The sequence below is a fragment of the Bacillus sp. HU-1818 genome, from assembly GCF_022695965.1.
GTDB classification, from domain to species: Bacteria; Bacillota; Bacilli; order Bacillales; family Bacillaceae; genus Bacillus; species Bacillus atrophaeus.
In genome coordinates this window covers 414,011-430,559 of the sequence record NZ_JAAPBE010000003.1, presented here as the reverse complement: position 1 = coordinate 430,559, position 16,549 = coordinate 414,011, and the positions used below count along the sequence as shown (strand labels likewise).

General features: G+C 43.3%; 17 protein-coding genes and 1 pseudogene. All 18 read right to left on the bottom strand.

What is annotated here, in order from left to right:
* Positions 1 to 14 precede the first annotated feature (14 nt).
* The 18 genes and pseudogenes from GXP75_RS12665 to GXP75_RS12580 all read right to left on the bottom strand — a co-directional run bounded on the left by GXP75_RS12665 (position 15) and on the right by GXP75_RS12580 (position 16,455).
* Complete coding sequence (locus tag GXP75_RS12665; RefSeq protein WP_004429502.1) at positions 15 to 509, bottom strand: YaiI/YqxD family protein; 495 nt, start codon at positions 507 to 509, stop codon at positions 15 to 17.
* Positions 510 to 764: 255 nt separating this feature from the next.
* Entirely contained in the window at positions 765 to 1,577 is an 813-nt protein-coding gene (locus tag GXP75_RS12660) for a pyruvate, water dikinase regulatory protein (protein ID WP_004429498.1), read from the bottom strand.
* 24 nt (positions 1,578 to 1,601) lie between these two features.
* On the bottom strand, positions 1,602 to 2,240 hold the full coding sequence (gene ccpN, locus GXP75_RS12655; protein WP_034718267.1) for a transcriptional regulator CcpN: 639 nt from the start codon (positions 2,238 to 2,240) through the stop codon (positions 1,602 to 1,604).
* 147 nt (positions 2,241 to 2,387) lie between these two features.
* Positions 2,388 to 4,427, bottom strand: coding sequence for a glycine--tRNA ligase subunit beta (gene glyS, locus GXP75_RS12650; RefSeq protein ID WP_242556942.1), 2,040 nt, complete (start codon positions 4,425 to 4,427; stop codon positions 2,388 to 2,390).
* Positions 4,420 to 5,307 carry a glycine--tRNA ligase subunit alpha gene (gene glyQ, locus GXP75_RS12645; protein WP_004429491.1) on the bottom strand — a complete coding sequence of 296 codons (888 nt, stop codon included), beginning with the start codon at positions 5,305 to 5,307 and terminating at the stop codon, positions 4,420 to 4,422. The genes glyS and glyQ overlap by 8 nt, the downstream gene beginning before the upstream one ends.
* Positions 5,308 to 5,605: 298 nt before the next feature.
* Complete coding sequence (gene recO / locus GXP75_RS12640) at positions 5,606 to 6,373, bottom strand: DNA repair protein RecO (protein ID WP_088117596.1); 768 nt, start codon at positions 6,371 to 6,373, stop codon at positions 5,606 to 5,608.
* 36 nt (positions 6,374 to 6,409) lie between these two features.
* Positions 6,410 to 6,553, bottom strand: coding sequence for a YqzL family protein (locus GXP75_RS12635; protein ID WP_004429487.1), 144 nt, complete (start codon positions 6,551 to 6,553; stop codon positions 6,410 to 6,412).
* A 157-nt stretch (positions 6,554 to 6,710) separates the two neighbouring features.
* Positions 6,711 to 7,616: a GTPase Era gene (era, locus tag GXP75_RS12630; RefSeq protein ID WP_004429485.1), complete on the bottom strand. Its 906-nt coding sequence runs from the start codon at positions 7,614 to 7,616 to the stop codon at positions 6,711 to 6,713.
* Entirely contained in the window at positions 7,597 to 8,007 is a 411-nt protein-coding gene (locus tag GXP75_RS12625) for a cytidine deaminase (RefSeq protein WP_010789236.1), read from the bottom strand. Before GXP75_RS12625 ends, era begins: the two co-directional genes overlap by 20 nt.
* Positions 8,008 to 8,120: 113 nt before the next feature.
* Positions 8,121 to 8,498, bottom strand: coding sequence for a diacylglycerol kinase family protein (locus tag GXP75_RS12620; protein ID WP_242556941.1), 378 nt, complete (start codon positions 8,496 to 8,498; stop codon positions 8,121 to 8,123).
* Positions 8,479 to 8,952, bottom strand: a complete 474-nt coding sequence (gene ybeY / locus GXP75_RS12615) for an rRNA maturation RNase YbeY (protein ID WP_094232432.1) — start codon at positions 8,950 to 8,952, stop codon at positions 8,479 to 8,481. The genes GXP75_RS12620 and ybeY overlap by 20 nt, the downstream gene beginning before the upstream one ends.
* Positions 8,953 to 11,088 carry an HD family phosphohydrolase gene (locus GXP75_RS12610; protein ID WP_242556940.1) on the bottom strand — a complete coding sequence of 712 codons (2,136 nt, stop codon included), beginning with the start codon at positions 11,086 to 11,088 and terminating at the stop codon, positions 8,953 to 8,955.
* A gap of 82 nt (positions 11,089 to 11,170) precedes the next feature.
* Positions 11,171 to 12,130, bottom strand: a complete 960-nt coding sequence (locus GXP75_RS12605) for a PhoH family protein (RefSeq protein ID WP_061572783.1) — start codon at positions 12,128 to 12,130, stop codon at positions 11,171 to 11,173.
* Positions 12,094 to 13,324 (bottom strand): annotated as a pseudogene (yqfD, locus tag GXP75_RS12600) (sporulation protein YqfD). Before yqfD ends, GXP75_RS12605 begins: the two are co-directional and overlap by 37 nt.
* Positions 13,325 to 13,342: 18 nt before the next feature.
* Positions 13,343 to 13,624, bottom strand: coding sequence for a sporulation protein YqfC (yqfC, locus tag GXP75_RS12595; protein WP_004429468.1), 282 nt, complete (start codon positions 13,622 to 13,624; stop codon positions 13,343 to 13,345).
* A 56-nt stretch (positions 13,625 to 13,680) separates the two neighbouring features.
* The gene (locus GXP75_RS12590; RefSeq protein WP_242556939.1) at positions 13,681 to 14,115 is read right to left on the bottom strand and encodes a hypothetical protein; all 435 of its coding nucleotides are present in this window, start codon (positions 14,113 to 14,115) and stop codon (positions 13,681 to 13,683) included.
* Between the two features lie 27 nt (positions 14,116 to 14,142).
* The gene (floA, locus tag GXP75_RS12585) at positions 14,143 to 15,138 is read right to left on the bottom strand and encodes a flotillin-like protein FloA (RefSeq protein ID WP_004429464.1); all 996 of its coding nucleotides are present in this window, start codon (positions 15,136 to 15,138) and stop codon (positions 14,143 to 14,145) included.
* 24 nt (positions 15,139 to 15,162) lie between these two features.
* Positions 15,163 to 16,455 carry an NfeD family protein gene (locus GXP75_RS12580; protein ID WP_242557151.1) on the bottom strand — a complete coding sequence of 431 codons (1,293 nt, stop codon included), beginning with the start codon at positions 16,453 to 16,455 and terminating at the stop codon, positions 15,163 to 15,165.
* Between the last annotated feature and the right edge of the window lie 94 nt (positions 16,456 to 16,549).

The following is a 16,549-nucleotide window of genomic DNA, read 5'->3' as shown; positions in this document are numbered from 1 at the left end:
CATTATTCGATGCCTTAGTCTAAAATCCCTTCATGATTCGACAGGATTTTTTGCAGCAGGGTAACAAATCGTTCTCGATCTTCATTATTTAATTTTTTAGGGCCCTTGGAATATATGCCTTTTCTCCTTTGTTTGCCGGAAATATGACGGCCTTGAAGCGCGAAATCAATCGTGTCTTCCTTATAAAGCCGGCCTCTTTCTGACATGACGCTGACTTTCCTGTTCAGCAATAAGGAGGCAAGCCCTATGTCCTGCGTCACAACAATATCTCCCGGCTTTACATGATTTGCGATATATAAGTCAGCTGCTTCTTTATGAGGATCAACGTACTTCCACTTCTCTTCCTTCCCTCTGGAAAGCTGATAGTGCTCAAATGAAGCTACAAAAAGGACTTGAACATTGAAATCTGATGCAACGAGCAAAATTTCATCTTTTACAGGACACGCATCAGCATCGACAAAAATCGTCTTTTCTTTTTCATCAAGAAGAGTAATTCTCCATCCCTCCATTAATCTCCTGCATAAAAGCAAGTAAAATCGCTCATGCTTCAAAATTGCGGACTATGCGAATTTGTCGAAAAATTTCCGGGAGAAATTCTTGACATCTTACCCATAATAGTTTATTCGTATCAGACTAAGCTTAAACCTAAAATTAATCATTTTATCACAATTTTTTATTATAATACAAACTTCGTAAAGATGCTATTCTTTTTCACTATTCCCTTTTTCCTTACAATCAAAAACCCAGGAGAGAGCGTCCCTGAGTTATTTGTTCTTCGTTTTTAAATGGTGGATGATATTCGCCGTTTCTTCAACCGCTTTGTTGGAAACATCTACAACCTGGCATCCGATCCGATCCACTATCTTTTCGAAATATTCAAGCTCTTCTTTAATTCTGTTAATATTCGCATAGATGGCTTTGTCATTCAAGCCAAGGGATTTTAACCGTTCTTTTCGAATATGGTTCAGCTTATCCGGACTTATTTTCAAGCCGATGCATTTTTTCGGATCAACAGCAAACAGTTCCTCCGGCGGGTCAACCTCAGGAACAATCGGAACATTGGCAACCTTGAGCCGCTTGTGGGCGAGATATTGAGATAAAGGAGTCTTAGATGTGCGGGACACGCCGATTAGGATGATATCGGCTTTTAAAATGCCTCTAGGGTCCCGTCCGTCATCATATTTTACCGCAAATTCAATCGCTTCCACCTTCTTGAAATAATCTTCATCAAGCTGGCGGACACGGCCAGGTTCATATTTAGCCGTCAGACCGTAGACTGTTTCCATTTTATCTATTAACGGGCCGATAATATCATAATATAAGACGTTGGCTTTTTTAGCTTCAGCAATTAAGTATTCGCGTATTTCAGGAACAACGAGTGTAAAACAGATAATGCCGCCGTCTGCCTGTGCGAGAGAAATGACTTCATTAATGGTGCCGATATCTTCAACATAAGGAATTCTTCTTATATTTGTATCGTCCGCAGAACCATTGAATTGGCTGAGTGAAGCTTTTACGACCAATTCAGCCGTTTCTCCGACTGAATCCGATACAACATATATGATGCGATTGTTCATATTATCCCCCCGTTAGTTTCATCCTTAGATAATTTCATTTTCTGATAAACTGACGAGTATTTTCGTCATATTCGTTTTTGTAATTCTGCCGATCACTTCGAAACCTTTATCCGTTTCTTTTATGACAGGAAGCGCGTCAATTTGTTTTTCGATCAGGTGCCTCCCTATGTCCATTACATAATCTTCACGCCTGCAGACCGTAATGTTCGGCATTCTCGTCATAATAATGTGCACAGGTATTGAAGCAAGCTCCTGCTGACCGATGCTGGCTCTGAGCAAGTCCTTGCGTGACAGCACTCCGACTAACACAGCGTCACGGTCTACAACAAACAGAGTACCTACATCCTCTAAAAACATGGTGCATATCGCATCATAGACAGATACGTTTTCATGGATAACAACGGGAATAGATTGAAAGTCTTTCACTTGAAGTTTTTTTAATTTATCCGCTAAAAGCTGTGTGCCCGTTTTACCTGTATAAAAATAACCGACTCTCGGGCGTGCCTCAAGGAAGCCTGACATGGTGAGTATGGCTAAATCGGGTCGCAGCGTCGCTCTGGTCAAATTCAGCTGATCTGCTATATGTTCCCCGGTAATCGGCCCGTTTTCTTTTACAATCTGCAAAATTTGTTCTTGCCGTTTATTGAGTTCGATCGTACTCACCACCTTTTAAGATAAAGCATTCTTCATATCTATGTATCGAATAATAATTCATATTATAACGCAAATTGGGCATTATCAAACAAAAACTCTTACAAACGGGTAAAAAGACGATTGCCGATCATCTCACAGCAACCGTCTTTCCTTTCTTTATTTTACAATAAGCGCGTTCATATTAGCAAAAGACTTGATTTCGTCTGCCAAATTTATCATTTGGGCTAAGCGGTTCGCCTTTAATGTTTCATTATCCGCATGAACCATTGTGTGGTTAAAGTATTCTTCGATCGGCCCTTTTAATGCGGCCAGCGCAGTCAGTGCAGCTTCATAATCCTTTTTATTGAAGCTGGCATGCAAATTGCGCTTTGCTTCTTTATAGGCATCATACAGCCTTGCTTCTTGTTCATTTTCAAACAGATCAGGCTGAATATTTCCATGCTCGCCTTTTTTGCTGATGGATATTACTCGTCCCAACGCTTCAGCTGTTTCTTTAAAACCTGGCGCTCCCAGCTTTTTCTCTAATACATGGGCTTTGTGCAGCGCTGAGTAAGGCTCCAGTTCCGAGCTGTCAAGCACCGCGTCAATCACATCATGGCGGATCTGTTCCGCGTTCATGACATATTTAAGGCGCTGAGTGAAGAAATCCAAAAGTTCGCTGTTTTTGTCTGTTTTCACAAATGTCAGCAGCTGTTCAAACGAAATGCCCCAGTTTTGGTCAAGCAGGATGGAAACGATTCCGCTTGCTTGGCGCCGTAATCCGTAGGGGTCTTGAGAACCTGTCGGAATCACGCCGATCGAGAAGAATGAAGTAATCGTATCAAGTTTATCAGCCAAAGCAACAACAGCACCTGTGAGAGTAGATGGTGTTTCTCCGCCTGCAGCTCTCGGCATATAGTGCTCATTCACAGCGATGGCCACGGCTTCTTCTTCACCGAGCATTCTCGCATACTTCTCACCCATAATGCCTTGAAGCTCAGGGAATTCATATATCATATGTGTGACAAGGTCAAATTTAGAGATTTCAGCCGCACGTGTAATCAGCTTTTTCGTCTCTTCATCAGCTTTTAGCTGATCAGCCAGTTTTTCAGCAATAGTTGTCACTCTTCTCACTTTATCAGCGAGAGATCCAAGTTCTTCATGGAAAACAATATTTTCAAGTTTTTTCACATTTTCATCTATATTAAGCTTCTGGTCTTCCTTATAGAAGAAAGAAGCGTCGGATAATCTGGCTCTGAGTACCTTTTCATTTCCTCTGGCCACATTTTCAATGGCATGGCTGTTTCCGTTTCGGACCGTCACAAAGTATGGGAGCAAATCGCCATTTTGGTCTTTTACAGGGAAATAACGCTGATGCTCCTTCATTGTGGTAACCAGCACTTCCTCAGGAATAGAAAGAAACTCAGGTTCAAAAGAGCCATAAAGCGCAGTCGGGTATTCCACTAAATGATTGACCTCATTCAGCAGATCCTCATCGACCGGAATGTTCCAATTCTTTTCAGCAGCAATGGATTCAAGCTGATGTTGTATCATGCTTTTGCGAATTTCCGGATCTGCAATGACATGCTGCTCTTTCAATTTTTCCTCATATGCAGAAGGCGTTTCAATTGACACTTCATGACCGAGGAACCGATGTCCCTTTGTCATATGGCCTGACTGCACATTTGTGATTGAAAACGGAATAACCTCTTGCCCAAATAACGCCACAATCCATTTTATCGGACGGATATAACGCAGGTCTTCATTTCCCCAGCGCATGTTTTTCGGAAAATGAAGGCTTGTAATCAGACCTTCTATTTCTGGAAGAAGTGTCTTCGTGTCTTGCCCGGCTTGAAATTTTTGCACAAAAACATATTCTGTGCCTTTTACATCTTTGATATATAAATCCTCTACGCCGGCACCTTGGCCTTTGGAAAAACCGATGGCTGCTTTTGTCCAATTGCCGTCTGAATCGAGGGCGATTTTTTTCGCGGGACCTTTTGCTTCCTCTTTTATATCAGCCTGTTTTTCTGCTACATCTTTTACTAAAACCGCAAGACGTCTCGGCGTATTAAAAAGCTTCACTTCACCATGAGCGATATTTCTTTCAGTCAGCCAGTTTCCGAGTTTTTCTCCAAGCTGCACCATGCTATCATGCATAAAGCGCGCCGGCATTTCTTCTAATCCGATCTCTAAAAGTAAATCTTGTTTACTCATGAGAAGAACCCTCCCCTTTAAGCATTGGGAACCCTAGTTTTTCTCGTTCCTCATAATATGTTCTCGCTACTTTTCTTGCTAAATTTCGGACTCTTCCGATATAGCCCGTCCGCTCTGTAACAGAGATGGCGCCTTTTGCGTCCAGCAGGTTAAAAGTATGCGAGCATTTCAATACATAGTCATACGCCGGATGAACAAGGCCGTTATCCATTTGTTTATTTGCTTCTTTTTCATACGTGCTGAACAATTGGAACAGCATATCAACATCAGAGGTTTCAAAGGTATAGACGGAATGCTCGTACTCAGCCATCATAAACAAATCTTTGACGGTAAAGCCTGAAGTCCATTCAAGGTCAAATACATTCTCTTTGTCTTGAATGTAAGATGCGAGACGTTCTATTCCATAAGTGATTTCAACTGAAACAGGTTTACATTCTAAACCGCCGACCTGCTGGAAATACGTGAATTGCGTAATTTCCATGCCGTCAAGCCACACTTCCCAGCCAAGGCCCGCACAGCCTAATGATGGGTTCTCCCAGTTATCCTCCACGAAACGGATGTCATGTTTGAGCGGATCAATTCCCAGCGCGCGTAACGAATCAAGATAAAGCTCTTGAATATTATCTGGCGACGGTTTAATAATTACTTGGAATTGATGATGCTGATAAAGCCTGTTCGGATTTTCTCCGTAACGGCCGTCTGCAGGCCGTCTTGACGGCTCTACGTAAGCCACCTTCCACGGCTCAGGTCCGATGCTCCGCAAAAACGTATACGGGCTCATCGTTCCGGCTCCTTTTTCTACATCATAGGCCTGCATCAGTACACAGCCCTCACTGGACCAATGCTTTTGCAGGGTAAGAATCATGTCTTGAATATTCATTTCAAGCACCTCCATTTAGTACATTCAACGTTCACTGCGGCTGCAACCAAAAAACTCCCGTCTCTATGCTTGCCAGCCGCAAACATAGGGACGAGAGTTCTCCCGCGGTTCCACCCTAGTTGCCGGGATTTAACCCCCAGCCTCTTTTTAAAAATTGCTCAAGAATGCCTTTCCTTACGTGCTCATCCTTAGCTTTCACCGGCCTAAGGTCGCTTGATATGAGATAGACGCAAGTACTTCTTTCTGTCACCGCAACATATTTTATAATAAATGATCATATAAAAAGATGGGCTGAATGTCAACTTTTGTTTTCACCCATTAGATTTTTCATACTCTCCATTTGGTCTAAAAAACGTTTTGATTTAAGATAAATTCCGGAATATTCTTCGTAATACAAGTCAATGACCCGCTTCAGCTCATCTTTTGTTTCCTGCTTTATGGATACATTGCCGAGTCTAGAAAGATCAAAGTAATAAAACAGTCTCAAAAGCCTGGCCGTTTGCGGCGTAATCGGCACTTTGTAAGGGTCCTTGCCAAAGCAGCGATGACAGATAAATCCGTTATCCCTGACAGAAAAATGAAACGTTCCATCCTGACTTTGACAATGCACACAATGGTTGAGTTCGGGATACAATCCTATTACACCCAGCATTTTCATTTGAACGATGAAGGTAATGACATCGGGGTCGGTTCCTTCATTAAGCCTCTTCAAAGACTCAAGAATCAATTCAAACAAATACGGGTTCGGCTTCTTTTCCTCCGTCCCCTTATCAACAAGTTCTGCAATAAAAGCAGCATAAGCTGTCAAAAACAAATCTTCTCTGATGCCTCTCATACTGAGAATCATTTCACCCTGCTGAAGCGTCCCGAGACCTGACGTTTTTTGCATTAAAAACGATCCGTACAGAAAAGGCTGACTGACGGCTGATAAACGGCTGTTGGTTTTTTTGGCGCCTCTTGCCATTACGCCGATTTTGCCGTGCTCCCTTGTCAGCAGGGTCACAATCTTATTTGTTTCGCCGTAGTCATTGGTACGAAGGACAATTCCTTCACATTTTGTCAGCATACCCGCACCTTCCAAAAACAGGAGCGGCCAAGAGGTTTATAAAATTGGAAAATCAAATCGGGCTAGCTCGTCTTCTAGTTCATCGGGTCTTTCCAGGTTCTCCTTTTCCAGTTCTTTAAAAAGAAGATACGTATCAACGCTTCCTGTTTGTGAAAATACGTTCCAGGTAAAATTCAACACAAGAAACCCACCTTTCTGTAGTTAAACTAGCTTATCTAAAACTCCAAATTCTTACCCTTATCTTGACCAGCTGTCCTCCTTTTCATGTTAAACAATTTTTGCTAATGCAGCCTTGTTTCTGTGAGATAATCGTACACAATGGTTCACCAGCCAATTATCAATATTCATCCTCTTTAAAGCCGAAATCTCGAAGCTGGGACATCTTGTTCCGCCAGTCTTTTTGCACCTTCACCCATAACTCAAGGTAAACGCGGGAGCCAAGAAGCGCTTCAATGTCCGTTCTTGCCCTTTTACCGACTTCCTTCAGCAGACTTCCTTGTTTGCCGATAACAATCCCTTTTTGCGAGTCACGCTCCACCACAATGGTTGCGGCTACATGCACAGAACCGTTCTCACGCGCTTTTATGGATTCAATGCTGACCGCAATGCTGTGCGGAATCTCTTCCCGTGTCAGATGCAAAACCTTTTCTCTGATTAATTCAGAAATAATAAATCGTTCAGGATGGTCGGTTACCTGATCACTCGGGTAGAACTGAGGCCCTTCCGGTAGATAGGCTTCAACTTGCGTCAGCAATGTCTCAATATTGTTGCCTTCAAGTGCAGAGATCGGAACAATCTCCTTAAAAGGATAACGCACCCGGTATTCATCTATTAAAAGAAGAAGCTTATCGGGATGGATCTGATCAATTTTGTTCACGATTAAAAATACGGGTGTAGACGTATGCTGCAGCTTCTCAATAATAAACTCGTCACCCTTGCCGTATCCTTCTTCAGCATTGATCATAAACAAAATTAAGTCGACTTCTTTTAAAGTATTTTGCGCCACTTTCATCATGAAGTCGCCAAGCTTATGCTTAGGCTTATGAATGCCCGGTGTATCAATAAAAATGGTTTGTGACGTGCCTGTCGTTAAAACCCCTTGCACTTTGTTTCTTGTCGTTTGCGGCTTATCGCTCATGATGGCGATTTTTTGGCCGATGACCCGGTTCAAAAATGTGGATTTTCCTACGTTTGGTCTTCCAATAATGGAAACAAATCCTGATTTAAAACTTTCGTTCGTCATGTAAATCCTCCGATGAAAATGCTCCTGGCAATAATTCTTCTGCAGTCATTTCTTTTATTTGTCCTTGTAAATTCGTCAATATCACCAGCATATCCTTTTTGCAGAGCTCTGAAATCACTTGTCTGCAGGCTCCGCACGGAGATACCGGTCCCGGTGTATCAGCGGCAACTGCGAGCATTTGAAATTCCGTATCTCCCTCAGAAACGGCTTTAAACAGCGCCGTACGCTCCGCGCAGTTGCACAAGCTGTATGCAGCATTCTCAATATTGCAGCCTCTGTACACTTTCCCATCCGTGGTAAGAAGAGCGGCTCCGACTTTAAACTTTGAATACGGCACATACGCGAGATCGCGTGCTCTGAGTGCTTCTGAAATGAGTTCCTGTCTGTTCATGTGTACATGTTCCTCTCTTACCTAAAATGATACCGCTAACACTTTTATTTTACATAATTACGATTGTTTTTTCACGCCCATTTCTAGAAATGTAAAACAATTGTAAGAAATTTCTACCAAAAAAGCTTTGGCAAAAAGATAAGTAAACCAATGATACACGAAATGACGGCAAATACGCAAACAGCTCCGGCAGCCGCGTCCTTTGCAGCTTTTGCAAGGGGGTGCTGTTTATCTGTCACCAAATCTACGGTATGCTCTATCGCCGTATTCAGCAATTCCAACGAGAGCATGCCTCCGATCAGAATCAAAACGACGGCCCATTCTGTTATGTTGATCCTTACTAGAAAGCCGCAGAGGATAACGGCGCAGGCAGCCGCTGCGTGAATTTGAAAATTCCGCTCCGACCGCGCCGTCTTCAAGATTCCCCGGCCTGCATGAACAAAGCTTTTCAACAGCCGATGCCACTCATTTTTATGATCTCGTGAGTCCATAGTTATCCAGCAAATCCTTTTGCTTAGTAAACATCTCCTCTTCTTGCTCTTTCGTCATATGATCATACCCTAACAGGTGCAAAAAGCCGTGTACGGCAAGGAAGCCGAGCTCCCGAAGGAAGGAGTGGCCATACTCTTCCGCCTGTTCTTTCGTCCGGTCTGCGCTGATGATAATATCACCTAAAACGGGCGGCATTTCGGCACCCACGATCTCTACTTCGCCTTCCCCCTCTTCTTCAAGGGCAAAAGAAATGACGTCTGTAGGCGTATCTTTCCCACGGTATTCTTTATTAATCTGTTGAATTTCATCATTGGTCACAATGGTGACTGAAACTTCCGCCTGATCTTGGACGCCTTCGCGTTCAGCGGCAAATTGAAGGAGCTTTTCAACTTCCTTCAGCATTTCTTCAGCAACACTTTCTGTCTCATCAATAATGTCTATAAGTAAACTCACTTACTTCACCTTCTGTTTATTAGCCTCCGGATATTCAATCCGGGAGTGGAAAATTCCTTTTAGCGTTGCGCATAATGTTTTTGCAATCGTATCTAGTTCTCTGAATGTCAAGTCGCATTCGCTGAATTGCCCGTCCTGAAGCTTATCTGAAATAATGCCGCGCACAAGCTTTTCAATCCGTTCAGGATTAGGATTGTGCATGGACCTGACCGCTGCTTCGACGCTGTCCGCCACCGAAATAATAGCTGCTTCTTTCGACTGCGGCTTCGGTCCGGGATAGCGGAACTCTCCTTCTGTAATCTGGTCGCCTTTTTCTTTCGCTTTATAATAAAAGAATTTCAATAATGACGTTCCGTGATGCTGCTCAGCTATATCGACAAGCTCTTTCGGAAACTTATAGCTTCTCAGCATGTTCGCTCCGTCTGCAGCGTGCGCAATAATGATATTTTTGCTAAGCTGCGGAGAAAGCTTATCATGCGGGTTATCAATATTCATTTGATTTTCAATAAAATATTGGGGCCGCTTTGTTTTTCCTAAATCATGATAGTACGCGCCGACTCTTGCAAGCAAGCCATGTGCCCCTACTGCTTCGCAGGCGGCTTCCGACAAGTTGGCGACCATGACACTGTGGTGATATGTACCTGGTGTTTCCGTTAAAATTTTTCGCAGCAGCGGATGATTCGGGTTAGACAGCTCAATCAGTCTCATTGTGGACAAAATGCCAAAACCTGTCTCAAAGAACGGCATAAGACCGATAATCAAAACGGATGATGCCAATCCCGATACAACGCCCATCAGCATTAAAGTCCCTATTTCAAGACTTGACAGCGCGGTATTCTGTATCAATAACAGGGAAAGCACGACGATCATATTGATGAACGAAACAAACAGTCCGGTCTGCAAAATCTTTGATCTTGCATTGTGTTTCCCTAAAAATAAAACACCGGATATACTGCTGATCAGATAAAAAATCCCGATGACATAATTAAATGTCCCTGTCACGCCCTGATTAAACATCATACTTCCGCAAATCGCAAGAATAATACTTCCCAAAATGGCGATTCGTTCGTTCATCAGAAGTTTGATCAATATGGCGCCCGCCGCTATAGGAACGAGGTAGCCAATATTATTATATTCCATTTTTTGAAATAAACTAACCACCTCCATAATCACAAGCAACAGGGTTGTAATGATGGAAAATAACAGAATCGACTTGTTTTTAAACTTCAGATTCTGATTTTGTTTTTCAAAATAGTATACAAGTGTCGCGATGAAAAGGCCGATGATAATCAATAGTCCGCTGATCGGTTTTAGAAGATTTGAGTTATTTAATAGCCCTGTCAATTCAAGCTTTCTGTACACTTCACGATCAATGAGATCATTCTCTTCTACAAGCACCTGTCCTTGTTTAATCTGAACCTGCTGGACATTATCTGACGCTTCCTGACGCTTTTCCTCGGTTGCGCTCGGATCAAACACGTAGTTCGGGATAATGGCATAACGCCCGATTTCGGTCGCGGCCCCCAGATACTTAGACGGGATGGAATTGCTTTTCAGCTCTTTTGCCACTTTATCCTTTGCAGCAGATAATTTATCAGACGTAATTTCATTGCTCATGACTGAATTGACTGTCGTAATTACAGTATCTCTGACAAATGAAAAATCTTCACTGTCTGCTTTCAGCAAAGTCTTAATGGTATCCTCTGAAATAGAGTCATTCACATCTGAAGTCAGCTTGTTTTTCACGGACTTAACCATCGATTTTTCTGATGGTGGGTCACTGTCTTCATCGGCAGATTTTTTCACTTCACTTATACTGTCGAATATGGATGACACAAGGTCAAGACGATTGTCTGTATATTCTTTTTTTAATGTATATTGGTCTTCGACCGCATCCTCGGCAGCTTGCTTTTTCACTTTTGTCGCTTTTTGATCTTCAACTGTTGCCGGAGCGTATATGGTTTTGTCGCTTACTGAAAACAGGTCTAAATCAAGCGACTCCGGCTTAACATGTACAAAGAGCAATCCAAACATAATGGCGGCGAGCAGAAGATATAATAGTACATGCATTGATCGGGCGTTTTTTAGGCTGCGGAATTTTTTTGGGCTGCTCTTGCCCTTCCCCTTCTTTTTCAAAAAAAGAACCTCCTCTTGAAAAATCAAGCAAATGAAGCAATCATAAAAATGACCCGATAACGGCAGATCGGGTCATTTGGCATTAATTTTGCTTATCATATGCTTCAATAATTTTAGCAACAAGCGGATGTCTGACCACGTCTGTCTGATCCAATTCAATCACGGATATGCCGCTTATACGATTCAGCATGTCCCTTGCGACCGCAAGTCCCGATTTGACGCCTTTCGGCAGGTCAATTTGGCTTACGTCGCCTGTAATGACCATTTTAGAGCCAAAACCCAGTCTCGTCAAAAACATTTTCATTTGAGCAGGCGTGGTATTCTGTGCTTCATCAAGTATAACATAGGCATCGTCAAGGGTTCGCCCTCTCATATAAGCAAGCGGGGCGATTTCGATAACCCCTCTTTCAAGAAGGCGCTCCGTATGATCAGTCCCCAGCACATCGTGGAGAGCATCATACAGCGGGCGCAAATAAGGATCCACCTTTTCCTTCAAATCACCAGGTAAAAATCCTAAGCTTTCGCCGGCTTCCACGGCAGGCCTTGTCAAAATAATCTTTTTAATATGTCCGTTTTTCAGCGCATGGACCGCTTTCACAACCGCCAAGTATGTTTTGCCGGTTCCTGCAGGCCCGATTCCGAAAACAAGGTCATTGTGTTTCATGGCGGCGACATATTCCCGCTGGCCGATGGTTTTTACGCGAATCGGTTTTCCTTTTGCGTTTTTCGTAATCTCTTCTTCATAAATGCTTTCAAAGTAGTCAAGTTCATCTTTTTTTGCCATTTTGATGGCGTAAATCACATCACGTTCCGAGATCTCTATCCCCTTGCGGATTAATGCGAGGAGCGATCCCAGCAGCCTGTCGGCAATCTGAAAAGTTTCATCATCGCCTGACACATAAACTGTTTCACCGCGCGTGACGATATTTACATTCAGATCTTTCTCCATCAGCTTTAAATAAGCATCTTGATTTCCGAACAAAGAAAGCGCTTCGTCCGTGCTTTTCAGTTTTTGATTAATCGCAAGTAAATGTTCTGCCATTCTTTAGTCTCCCTGAACAATAGGTGTGGTTTGAACGATATCTTCTATAACTTGGTAGAGAATAATCAACTTTACTTTACCATTCTCGACGGATTGGTGCAAAACTTTTTCACTTTTCACCTGCCCGTCTCCTCCTAATTTATCTTCTACATCCTGTTTACCCATTTCAATGCCTTCTTGAACCGCTTCTTTTCTCGTGTATTTCCGCAAGGCTTCTTCGCTTTCTCTCGTCTGCTCTTTAACATAAGACACAGGCAGCTTGAACCCCAGAAATTGCAGTGAGTGTGTTTCTTGTTCTGTTTTTGGGTGTTTGATTTCTTCTTTTTGAAAAGAAAATCCCCAGAAAGGCACAGCCCACGATCCAAAGGAGAGCTTGTGCTTTGTCCTTACTTTACCCGTATATACGGTAAAAGATGTTTCAAGCGGCACCGTTACTTTAGATTTGTACCAGGTTTCCCCGTAAATTTCAGCTTTTGAGGCCACTTTTTGCTCATTGTCTTCATTTCCGATCAAACCCGAAACAAGCATTTGCCCTTTTTCCACATGGTCGTGAATCATCACGAGCGGCTGCCCTTTTTGAACAAACATTCGCGTAATGATTGCTTTCTTTTTGGCTACAATGTGCTGTGGACTGACATATTTGTCTTTATTCGGCTCATTTTTTTCAACGACTTTCATGTGAAATGTCGTCCCTTTCAGTTCGACGCCGACCCATGTAATGTTCTCAATCCCGTTTGTTAATGACTTTTGGATTTTTTCCGGAGATAAAATTAAAAATTGCAATCGCCCCTTTTCAACGCCGATTTCTTCAAGGTGCTTCATCATTTGATGCTCTGTTTCAGGTTTGGCTCCTGTAATATCTATTCTCCAGACCATGTTAGAAAGAAGAAATAATATAATGAAAAAAAGAATAAAACCTACTGTAAAGCCTAAGTTCAGCTTTGACTTCAGCAGCAGGAAGGGAAGGCCTTTCCGTTTTGTGAACCGGGCTTTACAGTCAAAATGCCGGATGACTCTGCGAAAGGCATGTACATCCTGGAGCTGGATAGATAACCATACGGTATCCTCCTTTTTTTTCACGTGAAATATCGGTATTCCTCTTCTAGTACACTCATTTAAAAGGCGTTCAACGCCTGTTCCCTTCACTTCAAGCTGAACCTTACCTGAAAAAAAAGACAGCCATTTGTTTTTCACTTGTTTCCCCCCTCGGCTTTATGAATCAACATATCGAACGACATCAATTGTGCCTTCCAGCAGAATTTCTTCCGGAAGAATTGCTTTAATCACCATGTTTTTTCCTGAAATGATACACTGCCCCTGTTTCAGCATCAGCCTGACTTCATCCTCGCTGAAAAGCAGAAGGCCTCTATGGTTTTCTATGTAGATATGGAGCCTGCCAACCATCGTAATGCGCGGCAAATCCATCATGACATCCGGGGGAATTTCCAATGCTCTTGTCAGCCAAGCCTTTACACGATTCTTTCTTTGCCCCATAAAAAAAGAACCCCCTTTCATCTCATATGTATGATTTGAAAAGAGGTTCTAATACTTTATTTTTTATGGGTTGCCCGCATTGTATGATGCGGATTTTTCGCGCGCGGCGGTCCGAAAACTTCCCCTAGAACGATTCCTTGCACGACAGTATCTTTGTTCATTTGAAGCACTTTTTGCTTCGTATATGAGATATTTCTTTTTTTGACTTGGAGTTCCTGTTCAAGTCCCTTAAGCGTCTGTTCGGTTTCCCGGCGCCTTTGCTCAGCCTGAGTCCTCATCGTTTGAAATTTGTTCTCCGCCGATTGATCCGGAATTTGAGCCTGGACTGGCTGCTTCTCTTCCTCAACAGTCTGCGCTTTAACCGGCTGCGGCTGTTGCGGTCTCTTTACAGGTGATTCTTCTTTCTGGTCTTTATTTATTTTACCGAAAATTGCTGAAATAATTCCAATCACTGCCGCGATTACCAGCGGATTAGTCAGTATATCTTTCATAATTGTGCTCCCTCCTTTTTAGAGAGATTATGAGGTGTGGTCGTCATCTGCCGGATCTTTCGTTAATTTCCCGAAAGAATCGCGCATGCCTGTATCTGCGTCAATATTTTTTATGTTCATATAATCCATTACGCCGATATTGCCTTCACGTAAGGCTTCAGCCATCGCAAGCGGCACTTCAGCTTCTGCCTCAACCACTTTTGCACGCATTTCTTCAACGCGGGCACGCATTTCCTGCTCTTGGGCAACGGCCATGGCACGACGCTCTTCCGCTTTCGCCTGAGCGATATTTTTATCAGCCTCTGCTTGGTCTGTCTGCAAAATAGCACCGATATTTTTACCGATATCAACGTCCGCAATATCAATCGAAAGGATTTCAAACGCTGTACCTGAATCCAATCCTTTTCCTAAAACTGTCTGTGAAATCATATCCGGATTTTCAAGCACTTTTGTATGATGCTGGGAAGAACCGATTGTTGAGACAATTCCTTCTCCGACCCGGGCGATGATCGTTTCTTCTCCCGCGCCCCCTACTAAACGGTCAATATTGGCACGTACCGTAATTCTTGCTTTTGCTTTCACTTCAATTCCGTTCATGGCCACACCCGCAATAAATGGTGTTTCAATCACCTTAGGGTTTACACTCATTTGTACAGCTTCAAGCACGTCACGCCCGGCAAGGTCAATTGCCGCACAGCGGGCAAATGTCAACTCAATGTTGGCACGCTGGGCAGCGATTAAAGCATTGATTACCCGGTCAACATTTCCTCCTGCGAGGTAATGGCTTTCCAGCTGATTTGTTGACGCATCAATTCCCGCTTTATGCGCTTTGATTAATGGATTAACTACGCGGCTTGGTATAACCCGGCGAAGCCTCATCCCCACTAAGGTAAAGATACTGATTTTTACTCCCGCCGCCAATGCTGAGATCCAGAGCATAACCGGCACAAATGTGAAAAATACGGCTAATACGATGATCCCGACTGCGATGAGAGCTAAGACCATTAAACTTGACATTTCCATGTCATTCCTCCTCGGTTTCCTTTTTTATATTTCTCTCACAACAATGCGTGAGCCTTCCACTTTAACCACTTTTACTTTTTTATCCTTTGCGGTGAATGAGCCTTCTGATACGACATCAAGCCGCTCATCCTCTATGATGACTGTTCCTGACGGTCTGAGAGCAGTGAAGGTTACCCCAGTTTTTCCGATGAGGTCAGTACGGTTTTCATTTGATATATAACCTCTCTCAGTACTCGTCGAGTCATTCAATATAAACTTTTTAAAGAATTTCATACGTTTCCCCAACACCCTTGTCAGTAGAATGAAAGCTATGATTGATACCGTGATGGCGATTAAAAGAGAAACGGCCATCACCGTAAAACTCCCGGCAGCCATGAATAAGCTTATTACCACCGCCGCCGCTCCCAATAATCCGATAATGCCTCCAGGCAGGAATATCTCCATGATGATTAAAATCAATCCTGCTAAAAACAACAATATTGTTTCATAACCGGCAAGCCCCGCCACTAAATGTCCGTAAAAAAACAGCAGCAAGGCCGTCAGCCCTGCGGCACCAGGGATTCCAAAGCCGGGGGTGAATAGCTCCACGACCAGCCCAAGGCAAGCGATTGTTAGCAAAACAGGAACAACAAACGGGTTGGTAAGCCATCCGGCTGCCTTTTCAGCTGCGCTTGCTTCAGCATAATGCACATCCGCATCTTTCAGATGAAGAGATTTGAGCAGCGCGTCAAGGCTGGCAGCAGTCCCTTCTGAATACCCTGCAAAAGACGCCTTTTCAGGGTTTAATGTCAGAAGGTCCCCCTTTGGCGCACCCACCTCTTTCGCATCTACGTCCGCGTCAGCCATCGCGCGTGCGTACTTCGGATCACGCCCGTTCTTGACGGCTGCATCTTCCAGTTCGGCAAGCCAAAGCGACTCGGCTTTTTTATCAGCCGCATTGCCATTCCTATCTATGATTGCGGCTGCCCCCATTTTTCCTCCGGGTGCCATATACAAATCATCCGCTTGTAAAGCAATATAAGCGCCCGCTGACAATGCTCGCTTATTTACGTAAGCGGTAACAGGAATATCGGCATGATTGATGGTGTCAGCTATTTCAAGCGCGGACTCAACGGCTCCGCCCGGCGTATTGATGTTGAGGATAATATGCTTGGCGTGATCGTCTTCTGCCTCTTGAAAAGCACGTGCTAAAAATGTTGCAAGGCCTTTTTCCACCGTTTTCTCAACAGGGATCACCCAAACATTTTGCTTACTCGATTTTATGGTCGGCTGAACCCCTATTAAGAATAAAACAAATAGACTGATAAGAGCAACCATGATTCCAATCTTTTTTTGGAACAAAGGCGACGGCACCCTCCTTTCTATTTTAGATAAGTATCTTGTTTACATACGTAAACAATGTATCAAAGGT

Excerpts from the sequence above, each read along its gene's own strand:
- GXP75_RS12665 (WP_004429502.1), bottom strand. The coding sequence starts at position 509 with ATGGAGGGATGGAGAATTACTCTTCTTGATGAAAAAGAAAAGACGATT.
- GXP75_RS12660 (WP_004429498.1), bottom strand. The coding sequence starts at position 1,577 with ATGAACAATCGCATCATATATGTTGTATCGGATTCAGTCGGAGAAACG.
- glyS (WP_242556942.1), bottom strand. The coding sequence starts at position 4,427 with ATGAGTAAACAAGATTTACTTTTAGAGATCGGATTAGAAGAAATGCCG.
- glyQ (WP_004429491.1), bottom strand. The coding sequence starts at position 5,307 with ATGAATATTCAAGACATGATTCTTACCCTGCAAAAGCATTGGTCCAGT.
- recO (WP_088117596.1), bottom strand. The coding sequence starts at position 6,373 with ATGCTGACAAAATGTGAAGGAATTGTCCTTCGTACCAATGACTACGGC.
- era (WP_004429485.1), bottom strand. The coding sequence starts at position 7,616 with ATGACGAACGAAAGTTTTAAATCAGGATTTGTTTCCATTATTGGAAGA.
- GXP75_RS12625 (WP_010789236.1), bottom strand. The coding sequence starts at position 8,007 with ATGAACAGACAGGAACTCATTTCAGAAGCACTCAGAGCACGCGATCTC.
- GXP75_RS12620 (WP_242556941.1), bottom strand. The coding sequence starts at position 8,498 with ATGGACTCACGAGATCATAAAAATGAGTGGCATCGGCTGTTGAAAAGC.
- GXP75_RS12605 (WP_061572783.1), bottom strand. The coding sequence starts at position 12,130 with ATGGCAGAACATTTACTTGCGATTAATCAAAAACTGAAAAGCACGGAC.
- yqfC (WP_004429468.1), bottom strand. The coding sequence starts at position 13,624 with ATGGGGCAAAGAAAGAATCGTGTAAAGGCTTGGCTGACAAGAGCATTG.
- GXP75_RS12590 (WP_242556939.1), bottom strand. The coding sequence starts at position 14,115 with ATGAAAGATATACTGACTAATCCGCTGGTAATCGCGGCAGTGATTGGA.
- floA (WP_004429464.1), bottom strand. The coding sequence starts at position 15,138 with ATGGAAATGTCAAGTTTAATGGTCTTAGCTCTCATCGCAGTCGGGATC.
- GXP75_RS12580 (WP_242557151.1), bottom strand. The coding sequence starts at position 16,455 with ATGGTTGCTCTTATCAGTCTATTTGTTTTATTCTTAATAGGGGTTCAG.